Source organism: Flagellimonas eckloniae (assembly GCF_001413955.1).
Taxonomy (GTDB): Bacteria; Bacteroidota; Bacteroidia; order Flavobacteriales; family Flavobacteriaceae; genus Flagellimonas; species Flagellimonas eckloniae.
In genome coordinates, this window is sequence record NZ_LCTZ01000002.1 from 3,305,093 (window position 1) to 3,327,175 (window position 22,083).

Annotated in this window: 26 protein-coding genes; 14 read left to right on the forward strand and 12 right to left on the reverse strand. The window is 36.5% G+C overall.

Features of this window, described 5'->3' with window-relative positions; genetic code table 11:
• The first annotated feature begins 13 nt into the window (after positions 1–13).
• The 6 genes from AAY42_RS14200 to AAY42_RS14225 all read left to right on the forward strand — a co-directional run bounded on the left by AAY42_RS14200 (position 14) and on the right by AAY42_RS14225 (position 5,397).
• Positions 14–274, forward strand: coding sequence for a hypothetical protein (locus AAY42_RS14200; RefSeq protein ID WP_055396371.1), 261 nt, complete (start codon positions 14–16; stop codon positions 272–274).
• Positions 258–896, forward strand: a complete 639-nt coding sequence (gene pnuC, locus AAY42_RS14205) for a nicotinamide riboside transporter PnuC (protein WP_055396373.1) — start codon at positions 258–260, stop codon at positions 894–896. Before AAY42_RS14200 ends, pnuC begins: the two co-directional genes overlap by 17 nt.
• The gene (locus AAY42_RS14210; RefSeq protein WP_055396375.1) at positions 851–1,417 is read left to right on the forward strand and encodes an AAA family ATPase; all 567 of its coding nucleotides are present in this window, start codon (positions 851–853) and stop codon (positions 1,415–1,417) included. The genes pnuC and AAY42_RS14210 overlap by 46 nt, the downstream gene beginning before the upstream one ends.
• Positions 1,414–2,952, forward strand: a complete 1,539-nt coding sequence (locus AAY42_RS14215) for a DUF4301 family protein (RefSeq protein ID WP_055396377.1) — start codon at positions 1,414–1,416, stop codon at positions 2,950–2,952. The genes AAY42_RS14210 and AAY42_RS14215 overlap by 4 nt, the downstream gene beginning before the upstream one ends.
• Positions 2,953–3,610: 658 nt before the next feature.
• On the forward strand, positions 3,611–3,916 hold the full coding sequence (locus AAY42_RS14220) for a hypothetical protein (RefSeq protein WP_055396379.1): 306 nt from the start codon (positions 3,611–3,613) through the stop codon (positions 3,914–3,916).
• A gap of 134 nt (positions 3,917–4,050) precedes the next feature.
• Positions 4,051–5,397: a sigma-54-dependent transcriptional regulator gene (locus AAY42_RS14225; protein WP_055396381.1), complete on the forward strand. Its 1,347-nt coding sequence runs from the start codon at positions 4,051–4,053 to the stop codon at positions 5,395–5,397.
• Here AAY42_RS14225 and AAY42_RS14230 read toward each other — a convergent pair.
• Entirely contained in the window at positions 5,372–7,822 is a 2,451-nt protein-coding gene (locus AAY42_RS14230) for a hybrid sensor histidine kinase/response regulator (protein ID WP_055396383.1), read from the reverse strand. The two genes, AAY42_RS14225 and AAY42_RS14230, sit on opposite strands and share 26 nt — an antisense overlap.
• A gap of 286 nt (positions 7,823–8,108) precedes the next feature.
• Here AAY42_RS14230 and AAY42_RS14235 point away from each other — a divergent pair, with 286 nt between their 5' ends.
• The gene (locus tag AAY42_RS14235) at positions 8,109–10,280 is read left to right on the forward strand and encodes a TonB-dependent receptor (protein ID WP_055396385.1); all 2,172 of its coding nucleotides are present in this window, start codon (positions 8,109–8,111) and stop codon (positions 10,278–10,280) included.
• A gap of 42 nt (positions 10,281–10,322) precedes the next feature.
• Complete coding sequence (locus AAY42_RS14240; protein WP_055396387.1) at positions 10,323–11,324, forward strand: Gfo/Idh/MocA family protein; 1,002 nt, start codon at positions 10,323–10,325, stop codon at positions 11,322–11,324.
• 6 nt (positions 11,325–11,330) lie between these two features.
• Here AAY42_RS14240 and AAY42_RS14245 read toward each other — a convergent pair whose 3' ends face one another.
• Positions 11,331–11,768, reverse strand: coding sequence for a Rieske (2Fe-2S) protein (locus AAY42_RS14245; RefSeq protein WP_055396389.1), 438 nt, complete (start codon positions 11,766–11,768; stop codon positions 11,331–11,333).
• A 186-nt stretch (positions 11,769–11,954) separates the two neighbouring features.
• Here AAY42_RS14245 and greA point away from each other — a divergent pair, with 186 nt between their 5' ends.
• Complete coding sequence (greA, locus tag AAY42_RS14250; RefSeq protein ID WP_055397951.1) at positions 11,955–12,431, forward strand: transcription elongation factor GreA; 477 nt, start codon at positions 11,955–11,957, stop codon at positions 12,429–12,431.
• 73 nt (positions 12,432–12,504) lie between these two features.
• Positions 12,505–12,897, forward strand: coding sequence for an HIT family protein (locus AAY42_RS14255; RefSeq protein ID WP_055396391.1), 393 nt, complete (start codon positions 12,505–12,507; stop codon positions 12,895–12,897).
• On the opposite strand, the gene AAY42_RS14260 is transcribed toward AAY42_RS14255, so the two are convergent.
• Complete coding sequence (locus AAY42_RS14260) at positions 12,890–13,240, reverse strand: hypothetical protein (protein ID WP_055396393.1); 351 nt, start codon at positions 13,238–13,240, stop codon at positions 12,890–12,892. The two genes, AAY42_RS14255 and AAY42_RS14260, sit on opposite strands and share 8 nt — an antisense overlap.
• 6 nt (positions 13,241–13,246) lie before the next feature.
• Positions 13,247–14,395 (reverse strand): sensor histidine kinase, encoded by a 1,149-nt coding sequence (locus AAY42_RS14265; RefSeq protein WP_055396395.1) that lies wholly within the window; start codon positions 14,393–14,395, stop codon positions 13,247–13,249.
• Positions 14,396–14,520: 125 nt separating this feature from the next.
• On the opposite strand from AAY42_RS14265, the gene AAY42_RS14270 reads away from it, so the two are divergent.
• The 3 genes from AAY42_RS14270 to aat are packed head-to-tail and all read left to right on the forward strand — an operon-like array spanning position 14,521 to position 16,976.
• The gene (locus tag AAY42_RS14270; protein WP_055396397.1) at positions 14,521–14,898 is read left to right on the forward strand and encodes a DUF3127 domain-containing protein; all 378 of its coding nucleotides are present in this window, start codon (positions 14,521–14,523) and stop codon (positions 14,896–14,898) included.
• A 6-nt stretch (positions 14,899–14,904) separates the two neighbouring features.
• A complete protein-coding gene (locus tag AAY42_RS14275) occupies positions 14,905–16,281 on the forward strand; it encodes a short-chain fatty acid transporter (protein WP_055396399.1) in 1,377 nt (458 codons plus the stop codon).
• A gap of 32 nt (positions 16,282–16,313) precedes the next feature.
• Positions 16,314–16,976 (forward strand): leucyl/phenylalanyl-tRNA--protein transferase, encoded by a 663-nt coding sequence (gene aat, locus AAY42_RS14280; RefSeq protein WP_055396401.1) that lies wholly within the window; start codon positions 16,314–16,316, stop codon positions 16,974–16,976.
• Here the strand turns inward: aat and AAY42_RS14285 are convergent.
• From AAY42_RS14285 to AAY42_RS14315, 7 genes are read right to left on the reverse strand one after another with little or no spacing between them, the layout of a single operon-like run.
• The gene (locus AAY42_RS14285) at positions 16,965–17,648 is read right to left on the reverse strand and encodes a DUF2490 domain-containing protein (RefSeq protein ID WP_175288772.1); all 684 of its coding nucleotides are present in this window, start codon (positions 17,646–17,648) and stop codon (positions 16,965–16,967) included. The two genes, aat and AAY42_RS14285, sit on opposite strands and share 12 nt — an antisense overlap.
• A complete protein-coding gene (locus tag AAY42_RS14290; protein WP_055396405.1) occupies positions 17,635–18,219 on the reverse strand; it encodes a hypothetical protein in 585 nt (194 codons plus the stop codon). Before AAY42_RS14290 ends, AAY42_RS14285 begins: the two co-directional genes overlap by 14 nt.
• Positions 18,206–18,769 (reverse strand): DNA-3-methyladenine glycosylase I, encoded by a 564-nt coding sequence (locus AAY42_RS14295; protein ID WP_055396407.1) that lies wholly within the window; start codon positions 18,767–18,769, stop codon positions 18,206–18,208. The genes AAY42_RS14290 and AAY42_RS14295 overlap by 14 nt, the downstream gene beginning before the upstream one ends.
• A gap of 38 nt (positions 18,770–18,807) precedes the next feature.
• Positions 18,808–19,170: a hypothetical protein gene (locus tag AAY42_RS14300; RefSeq protein ID WP_139063742.1), complete on the reverse strand. Its 363-nt coding sequence runs from the start codon at positions 19,168–19,170 to the stop codon at positions 18,808–18,810.
• Positions 19,171–19,181: 11 nt separating this feature from the next.
• Positions 19,182–20,150: a sodium-dependent bicarbonate transport family permease gene (locus AAY42_RS14305; protein WP_055396411.1), complete on the reverse strand. Its 969-nt coding sequence runs from the start codon at positions 20,148–20,150 to the stop codon at positions 19,182–19,184.
• 6 nt (positions 20,151–20,156) lie between these two features.
• Positions 20,157–20,450, reverse strand: a complete 294-nt coding sequence (locus AAY42_RS14310) for a hypothetical protein (protein WP_055396413.1) — start codon at positions 20,448–20,450, stop codon at positions 20,157–20,159.
• 24 nt (positions 20,451–20,474) lie between these two features.
• Positions 20,475–20,711 carry a hypothetical protein gene (locus tag AAY42_RS14315; protein WP_055396415.1) on the reverse strand — a complete coding sequence of 79 codons (237 nt, stop codon included), beginning with the start codon at positions 20,709–20,711 and terminating at the stop codon, positions 20,475–20,477.
• 82 nt (positions 20,712–20,793) lie between these two features.
• On the opposite strand from AAY42_RS14315, the gene AAY42_RS14320 reads away from it, so the two are divergent.
• On the forward strand, positions 20,794–21,717 hold the full coding sequence (locus tag AAY42_RS14320; protein WP_055396418.1) for a LysR family transcriptional regulator: 924 nt from the start codon (positions 20,794–20,796) through the stop codon (positions 21,715–21,717).
• On the opposite strand, the gene AAY42_RS14325 is transcribed toward AAY42_RS14320, so the two are convergent.
• The gene (locus AAY42_RS14325; RefSeq protein ID WP_055396420.1) at positions 21,714–22,067 is read right to left on the reverse strand and encodes a hypothetical protein; all 354 of its coding nucleotides are present in this window, start codon (positions 22,065–22,067) and stop codon (positions 21,714–21,716) included. The two genes, AAY42_RS14320 and AAY42_RS14325, sit on opposite strands and share 4 nt — an antisense overlap.
• Between the last annotated feature and the right edge of the window lie 16 nt (positions 22,068–22,083).

The following is a 22,083-nucleotide window of genomic DNA, read 5'->3' on the forward strand; positions in this document are numbered from 1 at the left end:
TTTCTACTGGCCCATGAATATATCTGTTGAACTTACCTTTTCGCCCTTACAAGATGATTTTGAAGAACATATCATCAATTTCATTAAAAAGCTCAGAGCCTCTAATCTCACTGTTTTGGAAAATCCCTTAAGCACCCAAGTATTTGGAGAATATAATCAGGTTATGCAAGTATTGAACACCGAGATTGAAGCTGCCTTTGAGTTGATGGATAAAGGGTTGTTGTATATGAAATTGGTTAAATCGGACCGAAGCGAATATGAGCCACATTTTTGATTGGATTTTTGCTCAATACGAAGGTGTTCCAACGCACCTTATTGTTTTGGAAATGATAGGAGTTGTTTTTGGACTTCTTAGCGTATGGTATTCAAAACGCGAAAATATTTTGGTCTTCCCTACTGGAATAATAGGCACTGGAATTTTTGTTTATATTCTTTTGGTGTTTGGACTTTTGGGAGATATGCTGATTAATGCATATTATTTTATTATGAGTATTATAGGATGGTATCTATGGACCCGAAAAGTGGACGAAACCCATTTTGTACCTATTACAAAAACCACTTCTAAAGAGAAAAAATGGTCCATTGTATTGTTCATTGGAGCAATTGCTTTTGTGTCATTTGTGTATTTTGTTTTTGACAAGTTTGATACATGGACCGCCTATGTTGATACGCTTACCACAGCTATCTTTTTTGTGGGTATGTGGTTAATGGCAAAGAAAAAATTAGAAAACTGGGTATACTGGATTATAGGCGATATCATAACTGTACCTTTATATTGGTATAAAGGACTTATTTTTAGCTCTTTGCTATATTTTTTGCTAACCCTCATTGCTATTTACGGTTATAAAGCATGGAAGAAAAATTTGGGCAAGAGCCCTCAGACCTTATTAAAGTAGTTCTTTTTGGTCCGGAATCTACGGGCAAAACTACACTCTCCGAACAATTGGCAAGACAATATAATACTGTGTGGGTACCTGAATATGCCCGTGAATATTTGCAGAACAAATGGAACAATGAGCGAAAAACTTGTGAGCCAAAAGATTTGTTGCCCATTGCAGAAGGTCAAATTAAGCTGGAAAATGACCTGACCAAAAAGGCAACAGATGTGCTTATTTGTGATACTGATTTGTTGGAAACCAAAGTATATTCCGAGGCATACTATATTGGTCATTGCGATCCAGTTTTGGAAAAATATGCTTTAAAGAACACTTACGATTTATATTTCTTGACCTATATAGATACTCCATGGGAAGCAGATGACCTTAGGGACAAACCCAACGAAAGGGAACAAATGTTCGAATATTTTCAAAACACTTTGGAAAAGTACAATCGGAATTTTGTTATCTTGAAAGGAGATAAAAGGACAAGGCTCAAAACCGCAGTTAAACATATTGATAAACTTCTTAAAAAGACATGATTGACCTAAGTCAAAAAGATTTGGAACAACTTGAAGAAAAAGGAATTTCAAAAGAAAAAGTAGCAGCTCAAATTGAAACATTCAAAGCAGGAATCCCATTTGTAAAGCTGGTAAAAGCAGCTGTAGTTTCAGATGGAATCTTGAGATTTTCCAATGAGGAGCAAAATGAAATAATCCAGTATTTTGAAAATTTCCGAGGTGGATTGGAGTTGTTGAAGTTTGTACCGGCCTCAGGAGCAGCCTCCAGAATGTTCAAAGCTATGTTTAATTTTTTGGATGCTTATGACTCTTCAAAAGAAACACTTTCGGAGTATATTTATCGTACAGGGGACAAGGCTGTTAAACGGTTTACAGAAAACATGTCCAGATTGCCTTTCTATAAATTAATTATGGACAGGATTTCGGGAAAAGCTAAAAATAAGGATGAGGAAGCCTATCTTTTTGTGCAGGAAATGTTAATGTCAGATGGATTAAATTTTGGTTTCTATCCAAAAGGATTGCTGCCCTTCCATAAATATAGCTCTACAAGTGCAACACCTTTTCAAGAACATTTGAAGGAAGCTGCACTATATGCCAAAACAGATGGAGAGGCAAACCTTCATTTTACAATATCAGAACAACACGATGAAATGTTCAGAAGAGAACATTTGGCGGTAAGTCCAAATGTTGCTAAAGCTACCAATACGGAGTTTAAAATTTCATATTCAAATCAAAAACCATCTACAGACACCATTGCTGTGGATATGGAGAACAATCCCTTTAAAAATAGTGATGGCTCCATTCTTTTTAGACCTGGAGGCCATGGAGCATTGATTGAGAACTTAAATGATCAGGATGCAGATGTTATTTTCATCAAGAATATTGATAATGTTGTAATCGATGAAAATTTGGAAACTGTTGCCAATAGTAAAAAAATGTTGGCAGGAGTATTGTTGAAAGCCCAAACCAAAGCGTTTGAATATGCAAAAACACTTGAAAGCGACAGTGTTTCTTCCCAACAGATTGAAGAAATAAAAATCTTTCTTGAAAACGAACTGAACGTTCGTTTTTCCGGAAGCTATGCTTCCAAAAGTTTAGAAGAACAACTTTCAATACTAAAAGACAGCATAAATAGACCTATTCGAGTTTGTGGAATGGTAAAAAATGAGGGTGAGCCAGGAGGAGGCCCATTTTGGATAAGTGATGCGGATGGGAATGTTTCACTTCAGATTATCGAATCTGCACAAATAGACTTGTCTCATGAACAACAAGCGGCAACCTTAAAAAATTCAACTCATTTTAACCCGGTCGATTTAATTTGTGGTATAAGAAACTATAAAGGGGAAAAGTATAATCTACTGGATTTTGTAGATGCTAAGCAGGGCTTTATCACAGAAAAAACCAAAGAAGGGAAAGAGCTTAAAGCTTTAGAGCTTCCAGGTCTTTGGAATGGTGCCATGGCTTTTTGGAACACAATTTTTGTAGAAGTTCCTTTGGTAACGTTCAATCCGGTTAAAACGGTAAACGATCTTTTAAAACCAACACACCAGGCTTAAAAACAAAACCAAATAAATTAAAAAAGACCGCAATTGCGGTCTTTTTTAATTTTAAATGTGACCAAAGAAATAAAACCGTGTCTTATCAATAAAGCGGAACACCAAAGACGTGATTCGTTTTTTAAAAATAGTAAAGCACATCTAGGTGTGGTTGCCTAGATTTTTTTGGTTGGTTGATTTGGTAAAAGGTCGCACATAGTGCGACCTTTTTTTGTGACCAAAAAATAAAAGTTGTGTCCAATAAATAGAAATAAAGAAAATGATTTATAAAATAATCTTGCTTGTAAGTATTCTATCCTTTCTCATATCAATTTTTTTGGTGACATGTTATTCGAATAAGAAATATAAAGGGAAGCAACAAAAATAATTTGGATGATGCTATGCGTACACTAACCGGGTGTTGTCCATTTATGTCAATATCAATCTAAATCTTTTTGCTCCATAGAAAGATTTTGGATGTTGGCAAAGTGAAAAGGCTGCTTAGGCAGCCTTTTTTGTATAAAAAGTATACAATCAAATTCACTTTTACACACAAATACACAATATCCGTATTTGTAATAATTCATAAAAAATTGATTTTCAATGATTTAAAATTAATTTAAATAATGGCATCGAATTTTCATAAGGATAAGCAAGTTTAATTTTAAAATAGAATACCATGAGAAAATTGATTTTTGCAACTGTATTATCCTTTGTTGGTGTAACAGCATTCGCCCAAGAAGAAACTGCTGAATTACCAGTAGATGAAACTACAATAGTAACAGAAGTACAAGATTTTGAGGAAATAAGTGTTTCCGATCTTCCAGAAGCTATTTCCAGTGCTGTGGCAAAGGATTATCCAACGGCAACTGTGGATAAAGCTTATAAAAATGAATCAAACCAGTACAAATTGGAGGTGTCATTAGAAGATGGCACCACTGGTACCTTATATGCCGATGCTGAAGGAAACTGGATAGAGATATAACACATATTTTAAATCGTGTTAGGTTAGTTTGGTTGAAGAGAGGTCTGTGTTCGCGGGCCTCTCTTTTTTATGATAATTTTACAATGCACTTGAAGTCTCATCCTGGTTCAGTATCGTATATTAGATACTGAGATATGCCCAAAATCTTAATCATTGAGGATGACACCGCTTTTTGTCAAATGCTCCAGAGCTTTTTGACCAAGCATAATTTTGATATTTCCATAAGTTATACCATCAAGGAAGCCAAGGAACAACTTAGCACCTCTTTTTTTGATATAATTCTTTCAGATGTAAGGCTTCCTAAGGGTGATGGAATTTCGTTTTTAGCGCATATAAAGGAAAAGTCTCCAAAAACCCAAGTAGTTTTAATGACAGGCTATGCTGAGGTAAAATCTGCTGTTGATGCAATGAAAAAAGGCGCCTTTGACTATATTTCAAAGCCCTTTACCCCGGAGAATATTCTTTCAATCATTAAAAATGCCTTGAATCCTGCGGTAAAACGGAAGATGGGTGACTTGGAACCCCAAAAAGATAGGTCAACTAAAAATAACGATCAAACCAATAGTTTGGTTGGTTTCAGTGAAGTTTCCAAAAAGTTGCAACAATATATTGATTTGGTGGCCCCAACCAATATGTCGGTTTTAATAAGTGGCGAAAGCGGAACCGGAAAGGAAGTTACTGCCAAAGCTATTCATGAAAAGAGCAATCGAAATAATCATAATTTTGTAGCCGTGGATTGTGGAGCCATACCAAAAGAGATTGCGACAAGTGAATTCTTTGGGCATCTGAAAGGTAGTTTTACGGGTGCTGTTGAAGATAAAGAAGGTCATTTTGAGGCTGCAAATGGAGGCACTCTTTTTTTAGATGAAATTGGAAATCTCTCTTACGAAAATCAAGTGCAATTGCTTAGAGCCCTACAAGAACGAAAAATTAAACGTGTTGGAGGAACAAAGGAGATTTCGGTAGATGTGCGCATTGTTGTTGCAACCAACGAGAACCTATTGGAGGCCGTTGCGGAAGGAACGTTCAGGGAAGATTTGTATCATAGATTGAATGAATTTTCTATTGAGATACCATCATTACAGGAACGGATAGAAGATTTAATGCTCTTTGCCAATTACTTTTTGGACAAAGCAAACAAGGAACTGAGCAAAAATGTCGTCGATTTTTCCGAAGAAGTAAAACAAATTTTCCATAACTATTCATGGCCGGGAAACCTTAGGGAATTAAAAAATATGATAAAAAGAGCAGTACTGTTTTCAGATGGAGATCTGGTAATGCGAAGTTCAATTCCCAAAACATTGGGTATGACTTCTGAAGTATCATCAGAATCCAAGTTTTCTAAATCCAATTATGAGAAAGAAAAAATTATCAAAGCTTTAAAACAAACAAACTTCAACAAAAGTAAGGCAGCCAAATTGCTTCAGATAACCAGGAAAACACTCTATAACAAAATCAATCAATATCAACTGGAAGTTTAGTCAAATAAACATGAATTTCTTTTTCCAGATTTGAAACGGTATGTTTTAGGAATTCAAAATCCTTTTTGTCAATAGCATTGGGAGCAATGTGTTCAAATTTTTCTAAGATTGGAATCGCCTTGCTAACATTTAGTTGCCTAAACATAGGAAGCATTCTGTGCGAAATGTTTCTTACTTCACTATAAATGTTATTTTTTATTCCATCTGAAAGCGATGTCATATTCCTTGCGGTTTCTTCTAAAAAACTTTCCAAAACACTTCGCAAAGCTTCGGGGTTTTCTACAAAAGAAGCAACCGTATCCGTGCTAAACTCAGAAGAACTATTTTTTGGAATTGTAACAGTTTCCCGGTTCGCATCGGGCAAAAAGTCTACAAAATGAGCTAGTGTATCTAAGAGGTGCTTATTGGAAAAAGGTTTTTGGAGCACTTCTACAAATCCGGCAGAGAGATATTTGCTTTTGCCCAGTACTTTTTGGCCTGTCATGGCTAATATCGGCTGATTTTTGTAATGTGAAAAGTCGCCATTTTTTAGTTTATGGAGTACCTCGAACCCACCTACTTTTGGCATTTGAATATCGGTCAGCACAATATCATAGTAAATATCAGCAGTTTTTTCAAAAGCTGTGAAACATGAGAAAGTATGAGTGGTAATTTGGTGTATCTCCAAGACTTCCTTGAGCAGTTCCAGCATGGTTTCATCGTCATCAAAAATGAGTACAGATAATTGATGCTTAAAATGATCAATGGATGGATTTTGCAGAGGAATTGGCATATTTGAAAATTCCAAGGGCAATGAAAGTTTAAAAGTACTTCCTTTATTTTTCTTACTTTCCAGAGTCAAGGTGCCACCCAATAATTTGGTCAGTTTTTTGGAGATGGTTAGCCCTAAGCCATAACCCCCATATTTTTTTTCTGTTGAATCTTCGGCTTGTGTAAATTCTTGAAATATAAGCTCCTGGTTTTTAATTTCAATTCCAATACCGGAGTCAATCACCTGTATTTTGATATATGGTTTGTGTTCTTTGTCTTCTACAAAAGCGCTTATTTTCACAAAACCCTTATAGGTGAATTTAAAAGCATTTCCAATTAGATTGGTAAGTATTTGGCGTATTCTAAAAGGGTCGCTTAGAATAGGTTTTTTTAGTACTTCGGACACTTCAAAAATAAGGTCAATACTCTTATTTGAATGTACTTCCTTAAAATGCGAAGTAACTTCAATAATTAGGTTATAAAGCACAAAAGGCACTTTCTCAATGGTAATTTTCCCAACCTCCAATTTTGAAAAGTCCAATAAATCGTTCGCCAAGCTTTCCATATAGCCTGAAGCTGATTTCACTTTTTTTAAATAGGTCAGCTGTTTGTTATTAAGGCCGCTGTGCTCCATCAGTTCGGCGTAGCCACTGACTGTATTCAACGGGGTCTTTAAATCATGACTTACGGTTGAAATTAATTGTTCCCTGCTCTTTAAAAGGGATTCGGAATATTTTTTCTCTTTTTCCAATTGTTTTCGGTACTCCTGTATTCGCCAAAAGTCCTTTGATATTAAAAAGGTAAAGATGATTACAACCAGAAGACCAAGGAAGACAGCCCCACCAGCCAACCAAATGCTTTTTCTTAAGATTTGTTGTTTGTTGAAATTGTCCCGATAGGCATTTAGTATGATCTCTTTTTCCAGAGAGGAGATTATACTTCTTAATTTCTGTGATAACTCAAGATCAGTTCTATAGATTTCGAGTTCCTTTTGAACTACGGAGCGTTCAATTCTAAGGTTTTCTGTTTTAGCCTCTTGTAAAAAGGATTTGGATACTTGCAAAATGGAATCTAAAGTGTTTGAATCAGTATTTTTGCCTGATTCTGAAGGGATGTTTTTATTGAGGAATGCCACATATTCTTGAATGGACTTTTGAGTTTCCAAGGGCAGGGTATTAAAATTTGGGACAAAAGTTTCAGGGGTAATTCTTCCCATATCCACTTCCATTTTATGAAATGTCTTCAGTAGCGAATCAATGGAAGTACTATTTCTGTTTTGGACTTTTAACTTTCTTAGTTCGGCACTGTTATAGACTTTTTGAAGCAACAACTTCTGGATACTATCTAATTTGTTGGTCTGGTTATCATTACTGGTCAATAGTTTTAAAGTATCTATAATACTGGCCATGGAGTCTACTTTTCGTGCATAGGCCTGAAGATTTTTTGTTTTGTTGCTCTGTGTGGCAAGCTTTGACAAATTTTCTGCTTCATAAAGCTCGGCAAACAACGCATTGGTTTTCAATAGCTTTAAATTGTCTTCCCCTATGTTTTGGGAAGAAGTGTAGTTTTTGAATTGGGAATAGATAAAAATGCCCGCCAAAAGTGCCAATAAACCTAAAACTAGATAGCTGACTACGATTTTTAATGTAAATCTGTTGTTTGATTTGGGGTACATAAAAAAGTATTACTCAATTATATACGAGTTCCTACATGGATTACGGTGTTTATCAAAAGTTAAAAAAACTGATTTTTTGTTATGAAAAACGAATAGGGCAAACTACATTTGCCCCATCTCAAAGGGGTGCTTTTTAAATAAGGCTGAGATTATACCCAATGAACCTGGGCGGGTAATGCTGCCAAGGGATTGCGCGTAGCGCACTTGGAATTTCTATGTTTCTTTTGAAACAAAAATCAATTTTTAACAAGAATAATAGCCCCTTTTATTCGTAACATTTTTACGAATGAAAACTATATTCACAACTTTTGCCCTTTGTGGGCTGGCACTTATTGGAAGTGCTCAAGAAAAACCAACAGATTCGCTGCAAGGCAAAAAAATTGTATTGGACGAGGTGTTGGTTCAAGCTATTCGGGTAACAAAGGAGTTTCCCATTACCTTTTCCAATTTGGACAAGGACGAAATCGCTCCCAGAAACCTAGGTCAGGACATCCCGGTTTTAATGAACTTTTTACCTGGTGTGGTTACAACATCAGATGCTGGAGCGGGGATTGGTTACACGAGTATTCGTGTGCGTGGTAGTGACGCAACAAGGGTTAACGTTACCATAAATGGTGTTCCCTACAACGATGCTGAATCACAAGGAACTTTTTGGGTAAATATGCCAGATTTTGCTTCATCTACCGAAAGTTTGCAATTACAACGCGGAGTTGGCACATCTACAAATGGTGCCAGTGCTTTTGGCGCCAGTTTAAATCTATTGACCGATGCTTTTTCAAATGAAGCCTATGCAAGAATTTCTTCATCCGTTGGAAGCTTCAACACCTTAAGGAATAACCTAAAATTTAGCACAGGCCTGCTTAATGACCATGTTGAAATCTCAGGAAGACTATCAAGAATTACCTCTGATGGATATATTGATAGGGCTTCATCAGAACTGGAATCGTATTTTCTTCAAGGAGCGTACAAGGATGAAAATACATTGATAAAAGCATTATTGTTTGGTGGTCATGAGGTCACCTACCAATCTTGGTTTGGAATTGATGCAGAAACGTTAAGGACCAACAGAACTTTCAACCCTGCAGGAATCTATACTGATGAAAATGGAGCTACCCAATTTTATGATAGAGAAGAGGACAACTATAAACAAGATCATTTTCAGTTGCATTGGAATGAGAAAATCAGTTCAACATGGAGCTCCAATATAGCTTTACACTATACAAGAGGTCGTGGGTATTTTGAGCAGTTCCGAGAGGATGATGATTTTGAAACCTATGGATATGAACCTTTTGCAATTGACGGAGAAGAGATAAACACCACAGATTTAATCCGAAGAAGATGGTTGGTCAATGATTTTTATGGAACCGTACTATCACTAAATCACCAGAAGGAAAATTTGGATTTAATTATTGGTGGTGGGTATAATGTATATAAAGGTGACCATTTTGGAGAAGTAATTTGGACTCAGTTTGCAAACTCTGGCGTTATTGGCGACAGATATTACGATGATAATTCTACGAGAACGGATTTCAACGGCTATGTTAAGGCCAATTACAAATTAGATGGTAAATGGTCCATATTTGCAGATATGCAATATAGGAGCGTGGGGTATGAAGCCAATGGTGAAGATACCGGTTTGGTGGACGACACCTTTAACTTTTTTAACCCTAAAGCAGGTGTTACTTTTAACATGAATCCTAATAATAACTTCTATTTTTCCTATGCCGTAGCAAATAGGGAACCCAACCGGAATGACTACGAAAACGGAAATCCCAAACCAGAAAGATTGAATGATTTTGAGTTGGGATGGCGTTATGTTTCTCCAGATTTTCAGTTAAATACCAATCTATATTACATGCGCTACCAAGACCAATTGGTACTTACCGGAGAACTAAATGATGTGGGTGCACCACTCAGGGCCAACGTTGGAGATAGCTATCGTTTGGGCTTGGAGATTGATGCGACTATTACATTGGGAGATAAGTTCAGTTTACGGCCCAATATTGCATTGAGTGACAATAGAAATATTGATTTTGTATTTCAAAGAGATGGAACTCTTCAGGATTTAGGAAACACAAATATCGCATATTCACCCAATGTAGTGGCTGGGAATATCCTTTCATTTCTGCCAAACGAAAACCTTCAATTATCCCTGTTATCAAAATTTGTGGGCAAACAATATATGGGGAATATAGACTCTGAAGCCTCAATTCTGGAGAGTTATTGGCAGACAGACTTCAATGTTCAGTATGTTATTGAAACAAACTCGTTTGTTAAAAGTATTGTGCTTTCTGGTTTGGTAAACAATATTCTTGATGCGGACATTGTATCAAACGGATACTTTTTTACCTATGATGATGATTTTTCCAACCCCGGAACCATTACCACTATTGAAGGTAACGGATTTTATCCACAGGCAGGGATAAACTTTTTAATAGGGGCAACCATTAATTTTTAATTTGGCCTATTTCTATTTTATGGGATTCTGTACTTTTAGTCTATGAATACAGAATCCCATATTTTTTTCAATAAATCAACCATACGCTGGGGCGTAATTGGCTGTGGAGATGTTACAGAAAAGAAAAGTGTGCCAGCGTATCAAATGACCGAAGGATTTGAAGTGACCATGGTTATGCGTCGTAACTCCGAAAAAGCAAAAGACTATGCCAAACGGCATAATGTGCCTTTTTGGACATCAGATGCCGGTGAGGTTATTGAAAACCCAGATATTGATGCTGTCTATATAGCCACACCTCCAGACACGCATAAATTTTATGCCCTTCATGTTGCGGCCGCGGGGAAACCATGTTGTATTGAAAAACCTATGGCACCAAATTATCAGGATAGTTTGGCAATTTATGAAGCCTTTAAAACAAGGAATCTGCCACTTTTTATAGCCTACTATCGCAGGTCCCTTCCAAGATTTCAAAAAATAAAGGAATGGTTAGATGATAATTTGATTGGTGAGGTAAGGCATATTCAATGGGAGAAGACCAAACCTCCTAGTGCGATGGATTTAAATGGAGACTATAATTGGAGAACAGATAAAACTATAGCGCCTGGAGGCTATTTTGATGACTTGGCAAGTCATGGACTGGATTTGTTCACCTTTTTACTTGGAAATATTAAAGAAGTCAACGGTATAGCCCTGAATCAACAAGGATTGTACACTGCATATGATGCCATTACAGGAAGTTGGCTGCATGAAGGAGGAATTACCGGAAAAGGCAACTGGAATTTTGGAACATATCATCGTGTTGACAAAGTCGAAATTTTTGGTTCCGATGGAAAAATAAGTTTTGCTATTTTGGATGATGCACCAATTGAACTGGAAAATTCCTCGGGACACCAAGTATTGGATGTTCCACATCCAGAACATATTCAAGAGCAACACGTACAAAATATTAAAAATCACCTTCTGGGAAAAGCAGTACATCCATCCACGGGAGACTCTGGCCTTCATACCAGTTGGGTCATGGATAAAATACTGAATACTATTTAATTACTCCTAATTCGAAATAGTTATGATGTTTCCACTTTGTGAGGCATTGTAAAAAAGAAGGTCGTAATATCGATTCCCGTCATCCGGTCTGTTCAATTGTTGGCCGGTAAAAAGATTATAGGTGTAATCTTCACAGGAACATATTACATTTTGCCCATCTAGGGTCATTGTGGAACAATTGTTTGGGGCATGGTTAGGACAACTTGCTTCAAAAGCAAAAAAAGAATCCAACCCAGATTTAATTACAAAAACGCCTCTGGTTCCCACACCATTGTTTCCTACATATATCGGGTTGCCTATATTGTTCAGGCTATTGTAAAGTGGCAGATTCAAATCCAATTCAAACCTAAAATTCACTTCTTGTAAATATGGATTTCTATTGGTGCCATCAGAATCACAAGAGAATAAAAAAATAAAAAAAATAAAGCCCCAGGAGTACCTCATAGTTTGGATTTCAAAACATTAGTTGGACAAATTTGGGCAAAAAATACCTATATTTGCGTTAAATCCTCGCTAAAAACCTATGCAAATCATAGAAGCAGTTGGGGATTTTTGTATTTGTAGAAATAAAGTGCATTGGGAAAATTTTTTGGTTTTCTTCAATGTTCTTTTGTATTAAATTATGACGATATGAGTAAAGTATCTTATTATACGGCTGAGGGACTAAAAAAATTAAGGGAAGAACTGAACTACTTAAAAGACGTGGAAAGGCCCAAAGCCTCTCAGGCAATAGGTGAAGCTAGGGATAAGGGAGATCTATCCGAAAATGCTGAATATGATGCGGCCAAGGAAGCACAAGGTCTTTTGGAGATGAAGATTTCAAAAATGGAGGAAACTTTGGCCAATGCAAGATTAATAGATGAATCGCAATTAGATACATCAAAAGTGTTGGTTTTATCTACCGTAAAGTTGAAAAATCAAACCAATGGAATGGAAATGAAATACACCTTGGTTGCCGAAAGCGAGGCTGACATTAAGACAGGGAAAATATCGGTTACATCTCCCATTGGAAAGGGATTGCTGGGCAAATCGGTTGGTGATGTTGCTGAGATTACCGTACCCAATGGAACGTTAAAGTTTGATATTTTGGAGATTACACGGGATTGAAAGATCTTATAATCCTTATATTTAATCCCGTTCCTAACGGGATTTTTTTGTTCAGAACCAAACCAAACCAAGCATGCCCAGTATTTTCACCAAAATCATTAGTGGAGAAATCCCTTGTTATAAGATAGCGGAGGACCCAGATAATTTTGCCTTTCTAGATATTAATCCAAACTCAAAAGGACATACGCTCTGTGTGCCTAAAAAAGAGGTAGATAGGTTGTTAGATCTTGATGAAGACTCATACACTAAGCTTATGCAGTTTTCCAGAAAGGTAGGAAAGGCCATTGAAGCAGCTATCCCATGTGAACGTGTTGGGATGTCGGTTATTGGCTTAGAGGTTCCCCATGTTCATGTGCATTTGATTCCATTGCATAGTATGAAAAATGCTACCTTTCAATATAAAGAAAGCTTCAGCACAGAAGAATTTGAGGAGATAGCAGGACAGATACAGGACAAGCTTAAATAAACCCTTCCATTTTAAGGTAAATACCAGCCCCAATCAATCCCAAAACCAAAATAAGGATTATAAAAAAGAGAGTGGTAAACCTAACAGAAGCTTTGTCTGGGGTGACCAACTTATTGTAGTAATCAAAGACTCTTTCAATATCGTCCGTCCAATTTACGGGATATATTAATGAATAGCATTTCTTGCATTTTATTTCATGGGTAACCAAATCGGTCGTCCTATGATAAAATGGATTGTAGGTGTGCTTTTGATAAAAGGTGAGCTTTAGCTCCTGGTTAAAACATTCGGGGCAATTGTTGGTAATCTCAGCTTCCTTTATCGCAATTTGTTTCTCTTTTGCCATAGCTCATTAAACATTTGCTTTGAGGGAAATTTGCATGATTGTTCCTTCTTTACTAGACGAAAGTACTTTAATTTTTCCTTTATGGTATTCTTCAACTATTCTTTTTACCAATGACAATCCCAATCCCCACCCCCTTTTTTTGGATGTTACGCCAGGGTTAAAGATGTTTTGGAAGTTACTTTTTGGAATACCATGGCCTGTATCAGAAACCAAAATATGGACATTAGGGCCTTTTTTTTCAATCTCAATGGTGATGTTCCCTCTTCCTTTCATGGCATCTATCCCATTTTTCACCAAATTTTCAATACTCCAGTTGAACAGCGGAGGATTTAAAAGAACAGGTAGCTCATCAATGTCTGATGTAAACGAAAAATGTATAAGCTTGGAGCTTCTTCGTTTTAAATATTCATAGGCCTTTTCAGTTTCAGAAACTATGTCATGAACTTCCAAATCAGGGATAGATCCTATTTTTGAAAAACGGTCGGTAATGGTCTCCAGTCGGGTAATATCCTTTGCTATTTCTTTGGTAATATCCTGATTGATTTTTTCAGACTTTAATAGCTCGTTCCAACCTAACAATGAAGTTAACGGAGTTCCTATTTGATGGGCCGTCTCCTTGGCCATTCCGGCCCACAGTTTATTTTGTTCAGAGGCCTTGTTGGTTTTAAAGAAAAAGAAAATGACCGCGCCAAAAAGAAAAATAATCAAGAGAAGGGCTAAAGGATAATATTTTAGCTTGTTCAAAACCTCTGAGTTTCCATAATAAAGGGTTTCCAATAATTCCCCTTCCTGGATAATATGTATAGGTTCATTTTCACTTTCAAATTGTCTTATTTTTCTCTGGAGATAAATACTATCAGCCGCTTTTTCCGCAGAAATATTATGGGTTTTTATAGAACCTTCCTCATTTACCAAAATCATGGGAGTTGAGGTGTTGTTCCCCATAACCTTGAGGGTTAAGTTCCCTAATTCTTGATCTACGGAAGATTGAATAAGTTCTAGTTGGGCGGTTGCCCAGATTTCCATTTTCAAACGCTCCTCTTCCTTAAAGTTTTTAAAAAAGCTATTGGTATTCCAAAGAATAAGGCTCACTATAACGAATGCCGAAATCAACAGAATGATATTGGAAGCCTTCTTTTTGGGGTTGAAGTTCATTTTTTGGTACAATTGTGATTAAAGATAGCAGAAAATGTAAAAATATGTTGATACTTCGTTCTTGCACATGGTTTTTATTAGGGTTCATTTTGTGTATTTTTGATGCTTATTGAAAAGCAGTATAGATGGAAGTCCAAGGAAAAGTTAAAATGATTGACGAAACCAAAACCTACGGTAATAATGGTTTCAGAAAAAGAGAGTTGGTAATTACTACAGAGGAACAGTATCCTCAGCATATTTTGGTCGAATTTGTACAGGACAAGTGCGATTTACTAAACAATTATAGTGTTGGGCAGATGGTAAAGGTCAGCATTAATTTAAGAGGCAGGGAATGGGTAAACCCCCAGGGAGAGACCAAATATTTTAATTCCATACAAGGTTGGCGTATTGAAAATCTGCAAGAAGAAACAAGTGGCGAAAACATGCCTCCAGTACCACCAATGGAAGCTTTTGAACCTGCTGATAACCTTAAAGAGGAAGACCACGACGATTTGCCATTCTAGTCCGCATTGGGTCTTACCAAGGTAATAGAACATGTATTTAGAAGGTATTTACCTTCACCCTTTACCATTGCAGTACTTTTAACAGTACTGACTGTTGCACTTGCCTTAATTTTTACGGATAACACTTCGGATAAAAATCATTTGGCCGCTGTTCTTTCCTATTGGGAAAATGGAATTTGGAACAATGGTCTTTTGGTGTTTGCGTACCAAATGATGCTCATTTTAGTTCTGGGCCACGTATTGGTTTTGAGCAAACCCATGGAACGGATTATTCTGGGAATTACCAAACTTGTAAAAAATACCTCTAACGCAGCTGTATTGGTGGCATTGCCAACAATGTTGGTTTCTTTCTTTAATTGGGGACTTGGGCTCATATTCGGGGCTATTTTGGCAAGAAAAGTAGGCGAATATGCCCAAGCGAACAATATCCCCATCAATTACCCATTAATAGGAGCATCTGGATATGTGGGCTTAATGGTCTGGCATGGGGGAATCAGCGGATCGGCACCAATAAAGGTTTCGGAAGCAGGACATGTTAAAAGCTTATTGGAGGGGATTTCCAACGTGGAGTTGTTGGCGCAATTACCAGAAACCATTTCCACCTCGCTAACGGTGTTTAGTTATTGGAATGTACTGTTATTTATTATTGTGGCTTTGTCAATTACCATTACAGTGTATTATTTGGGCAAAAAAGTTAGGCCAAAAACTATTGCTTTGAAAGAATACGGATTTAAATCTGTTGACAGAGAAAATCTGCAAGGCGCAGAAAAATTGGATTACTCAAAAATTGTTGCCTCTTGCTTTGGAGCATTAATATTAATTGCTTTTTTACTTCAGTATTTGCCTTCGCTCAAAGTCCTAAATATCACTCCAAATATGCTCAACTTTTTTATGTTGGGTTTGGCAATAATCCTTCACGGAAGTTTTAAAAGTTTTTTGGTTGCCATAGAAGAGGCAATTGGGGACACAGCTGGTATCCTGATTCAGTTTCCATTATATTTTGGAATTATGGGCATCATGGGAAGTAGTGGAATGATTAATGACATTTCCGATTTTTTTGTATCCATAAGTACCTCAGTTACCTTGCCTATTTTCACCTTTTTGAGCGCAGGACTTGTTAATATTTTCGTTCCAAGTGGCGGAGGTCAATGGGCCGTTCAAGGACCTCTTGTTTTGGAATCTGCCACACAGTTGGGTGTTCCTTTACCAAAGGCAATTATGGCTTTGGCCTATGGCGATCAAGTGACAAATATGCTACAACCTTTTTGGGCTTTGCCCCTTTTGGGAATAACTAAGTTAAAGGCCAAGGAAATTTTACCGTATACCTTAATTTTTATGTTGATAGGAAGTCTGGTTTATATAGGAGGACTCCTTATTTTATAACCTTTTTCCGTAATTTTAACAAAAATTGCATCTTGGAAAAAGACTCAAAAAAACTTCCCCTATTTTTTTTGGGAGATAGATTGGAATTTCCTCCAGTTGAAGCTGCTAATGAAGATGGTCTTCTAGCAGTAGGTGGTGATTTATCTCCAGAACGTCTCTTATTGGCATACAAAAGTGGCATCTTCCCTTGGTTTAATGAAGACAACTTAATTTTATGGTGGAGTCCAAATCCAAGAATGGTTTTATTCCCAAATAAAATCAAAATTTCAAAAAGTATGCGAAAAGTAATAAGAACCGAACAATTTAACTTGACGCAGAATACTTGTTTTGAAAAAGTGTTGGACAATTGCGCAAAAGTTCAGCGAAAAGGACAGGACGGAACATGGATTACACCAAAAATGAAATTGGCTTATTTGGACCTGTTTGAAAAAGGTTTTGCTAAATCTTTTGAAGTATGGGAAGGAAATAATTTAGTTGGCGGGCTTTATGGGATTGATTTAGGTCATGTTTTCTGTGGAGAAAGCATGTTTTCAACCGTTCCAAATGCTTCCAAGTTTGCATTCATAAAATTGACTCAGGAATTAGAGCAAGAGAAGTATAGACTAATAGACTGCCAAGTTCATACAAAACATTTGGAGAGTTTAGGCGCAGAGCAGATATCAAGAGAAGATTTCATGAATATTTTACAGGGATAATTGCAGGCTTGTCAATACGAAAAATACATTTTGGGGAAAATCTGAAGCATAATCCTCCATGCGATATTCTATTCCTGTTTGAAGTTTTAGCCCTTCCTGAAGCTGCCATCCCACTTGGCCGCTAATCCTGGTATCGTATTCTGGTGAATTACTTTTGGCCACACTTAATAAATTTTCAAACGTACCAATAAAGTATGGCTCCCCAATATTCAAAACCTCACCTTTTAAAGGGAAATCAACAGCAAATCGATATCTAAATCTATGCACTGTCAATGCTTTGGTAATTCGTTGCTCTGTTCGGAATCTATGCCCCAATCTGACCACAAACGGTCTTTTTGAGAAGTTGAACTGTTGGGTTAATCTAATTTCATCACTCTCGTCCTCAAAAATATTTCGAAACCGATATTGCACCCCAAAGGCCAAACTTTGATTATCCGAAAGACTAAATTTGGAAAAATGGACTAAATCAATTTGTCTTGCTTCATATCCAGAATCTCCATTTTTTATGAAATAACCTCTATGTGCCAATGAAAAATTATGCGAGTAGGTATTAGATACATCGTAATTGATTGCTACCTGTGGTTGCAAAAATCCGGTAAGGTTGTCTTGCGCTTTCAGGGACGATAGCCCTAAGAAGCAAATGAAGAACAAAACCCATCTAATACAAAACATGATCATATGTTGATGAGAGGGATTTACGCAAGTTTAGAAACTTGCCATCTGCATTGAAAAGCGCCTCATAGTTTTGATAGCCTCCACTGTTTTTAGAGGTAAAAACGATTTCATAATTAATGTAGGGTAGTATGAGATTTTGCAGGGCTTGTTTTATGACTTTTTCTGGAGCTAAATCCCCTACCGGATGTTGTTGCTGAATTTTTACAATACGTACTTTTTGAAAACTCTTGTTAAGATAGTCACTGATTTTTTCCCAACTATCATCTGGAATATCTATTTCCTTAATTTTGAACTCAACATCTTCCAATTTTCCATGTTCATCAAATTCAATACTATAATGTAATCGGCCTTTTTTGAATTTTACTTCAAAACTCTTCTTAATACTGTCTATTTCTTTATAATAGCGAACCCGTTTTGAAGATTTAAGTTGTTCCGAAATAAGTTCATATGCATTGGAAGGAAATTCGGTTTGGGAAATTCGATACTCCTGTTCATATTTGTTCTGGGACCAAATTGAAGAACAGAAGAGAAGGGCAAGGAAGCTTATTAAAGGTTTACACTTGATCATACCTAAAACAGTTTACTTCATGGTCATTTACCATTCCAGTTGCCTGCATATGCGCATAAACCACTGTGCTGCCAACAAACTTGAATCCGCGTTTTTTTAAATCCTTGCTGATTTTATCAGAAAGAGGGGTGTTTGCCGGAGCGTTTTTATAATTTTTCAGTGTGTTTTTTATTGGTTTTCCGTCCACAAAACCCCATATATAGCTGCTAAAACTTCCAAACTCTTTTTGAACTGCGATAAAGGCTTTGGCATTGGAAACAGTAGCGTTCACTTTCAATTTGTTTCTGATAATTCCTGGATTTTCAAGAAGCTGGTCAATTTTGTCTTGACTGTAACGGGCAATCTTACGATAATCAAAATTGTCAAAAGCATTTCTGAAATTCTCCCTTTTTCGCAGCACGGTTATCCAGCTTAACCCAGCTTGAAACGTTTCCAAAATCAGGAATTCAAATAAAGTGTCATCATCCTTAACCGGAATCCCCCATTCCTTATCATGATATGCTTCATATAATGAATCACCTTCACACCAACCACAACGATGTTTATCCATTATTGGTTTTTTGTCTAAAGATACTGGAAAAGGATTTTTTATAGTGGGATTACCTCTTTTGCAATAATGGCATCGTTGATATCAACATATATTCTCCGTAGCCCCACATAAAAATCGTTTTTGTCCTTTCGCTCCAGAATGGCTTTTTGTTTGGAGTTGGAAAGTTCAAGAATCCCAGTTGCAACAACAATTTGATTAAACAGTTTTTTTGGATGCAACACGTTTAAGTTGGATTTTTTCCTTGTCATTGATTCCTGAATATAAAGGTAGGATTGATTTGCTGGCATACCTATTCTAAAGGAGGCTCCCAGCTTTAGCAAATATGGTTTATTAATAGATTCTTTAGGTGGCCCATACGTATCTAGTTTCGGAAATAAGTTTGGATATTCTTTCTTCTTCATAAACAAGTGATTTAGGGTTTGAAACATTGAATGATAAATAGATATAAAGGCATGCCCAGTGTTATATTGAAGGGAAAGGTAAATGCCAAAGCCATAGGTACATATAAACTTGGATTGGCCTTTGGAGCGGCTATGCGCATTGCGGCGGGGACAGCAATGTATGATGCGCTTGCAGCTAAAATGGAAAACAGAAATCGATTTCCTACGCTTTCCGTTATAAATTGGCTGAACCAGGCTACAACACACCCATTCAAAATGGGTAATCCTATGGAGAAAATAAGGGCAAACCATCCCTTCTTTAAAAAATCGTTTAGTTTTTTACCGCTGGTAATCCCCATATCTAAAAGGAAAACTGCAAGAAATCCTTTAAAAATGTCCGTTGTAAAAGGTTTGATGCCCTCTGCCTGATGTTCATTGGCCAGAAAACCAATTGCCAAACTACCGAGTATTAATAAAACACTGCCATTGGTAACAGAATGATGCAGTACTTTCTTAAAATTATTCTCTTCTTTTTTGTTCTTTTTGAAAAATGCCATTAGCAGAACTCCTATAATTATGGATGGAGCTTCCATTAAGGCCATAACAGCTACCATGTGTCCTCCAAATTCTATGTTCTCAATTTCCAGAAAAGAAATAGCGGTCACAAATGTGACCGCACTAACTGATCCATATGCAGCGGCTATGGCACCTGAATTTTCCACACTGAACTTTCTTCTTAGTATGAAATAGGCAAAAATGGGTACAGAAATGGCCAAAAAAACACCAAACAGCAAGGACCATATGATCTCCATACTAAAATTGCTGTGGGAGAGTTCAAGGCCACCCTTGAATCCAATGGCAAAAAGTAGGTAAAGGGAAATAAATTTTGATGAGTTTTGTGGAATTTCAAGATCACTTTTCAATTGTACTGCAATGATTCCCAAAAAAAAGAAAAGTAAAGCAGGGTTGGTCAGGTTGTCAAATAAAAGGTGTAAATCCATTAAGTTTTAATCTTCCAAGGAGATTTTCAAGATTCCATCGATTCTCAATCTTTTACCTTCACTTCTAATGCTATTGATAAAATTTTTGGCGATGGCTTTTTCATTTTCCAGTTCCTGTATTCTGTCGTCAGGATATTTGGTATTGGCCCCTCCATTTCCTTCGCACCAAGATAGGCGTTGCAGTTTGTGAAAGTTTATTTTTTCGTCTAGTAGTGAGGTAATTACATCACATGCTTCAGATGGGGTAAAAGAACCATCTACCAATTGAATTTTCTGTTTTGTTTCGATTAAAGTTTCCATTTTGTTAATTTTTTAAAGGTTACGTTAATTTTTTCGTGTTAATTTTTTCCCCATTAGGTTAATGGACAAAAGACCAAATATGATGGACATTGAAATACATAACCATCCAAAAAACAGAAAACCGTTAAGTGCGGAAAGTATTAAAACACCAGTAAATAAAAACCCCATTAAGGCATAGTAAATAGGGTAAAATTTTTCTACATCTCCTGACTTTTCTTTCTTGGCCAAGAGGTTTTGTGATTGTGAGAGTTTGTGTAACATGGATGTAAATTTTTTACAAAGATGTACGCTTTAATTTATATATTTTTATTTATATTTATTATGTTTTATATAAATATTATTTATGAATTATACATTGCATCAGTTGAGAATTTTTTTGAAGATTGCTGAAAAACAGAGTATTACAAAAGCTTCGGAAGAACTTTATTTGACCCAACCGGCGGTGTCTATTCAACTCAAAAATTTTCAGGATCAATTTCCCATTCCCTTAACCGAAATTGTTGGCCGAAAGCTTTTTATAACCGATTTTGGCAATGAAATAGCACATGCAGCCGAGCGTATTTTAAGTGAAGTGGATGAAATAAATTACAAAATGCAATCTTATGATGGGAAACTTGCCGGGCGACTTAAAATCTCTGTGGTTTCTACCGGAAAATATGTTATGCCTTACTTCCTGTCTGGTTTTATGAAGTCCAATATGGGGATTGATTTGGGAATGGACGTGACCAACAAGGCTAGTGTGGTACAGAGTCTTGAAAACAATGAGGTTGACTTTGCCTTGGTTTCCGTATTGCCAGATCACTTAAAACTAAATACAATAAGTTTGATGAAGAACAAGTTGTACTTGGTTGCAAACCCGAATCATTTCAAAAGAATCTTGTTGTCTAAAAATATGTTTGTAAAAGATACCCCACTTATATTTAGAGAACCGGGTTCGGCAACTCGTTTTGCAATGGAAAATTACCTAAAAAAATCGCAAATACAGGTTGGAAAGCGCATAGAACTTACCTCCAATGAAGCTGTGAAACAAGCAGTTATTGCTGGATTAGGTTGTTCCATAATGCCGTTGATTGGAATAAAAAATCAATTAAAAAATGGAGATTTAAAAATTTATCCAAAGAAACAACTCCCAATACAAACCACATGGAATTTGGTTTGGCTCAGGTCAAAGAAGCTTTCTCCAGTTGCTTCGGCTTTTTTGGAATATTTAGAGAACGAGAAAGACAAAATAATTCATGAAGATTTTGATTGGTTTGAAAAATATTAACTCAGTTTATCTGTAGTAGAAACTTCAATATTACTGTGGATTGTTAGGTGTTTGTCTTGGGTTCTAGCATCCAATATAATCTTGGTAATCTGGTTTTTGGTTTCCCTCAGTTCACGTATTCTGTGTTCAGAATTTAAAAAATCTATTTGATTTATATCTTTAAGATTGAGTAATTGAACTGTATGGAATTTGATTTTATCATTTATAAGCGATAATAGGATATCGGCTGCTTGTAGGGGAGTAAAGGCCCCTTCAATCAACAGAAAAGAGTCCGTCTTGCTTGTTTGGGCAACTGGCACTTTTTTGTTTTGTGTATTGGAGCGTAACCAGACAGGCAACCAGTTTTTCATTTACTAATTTTTAATC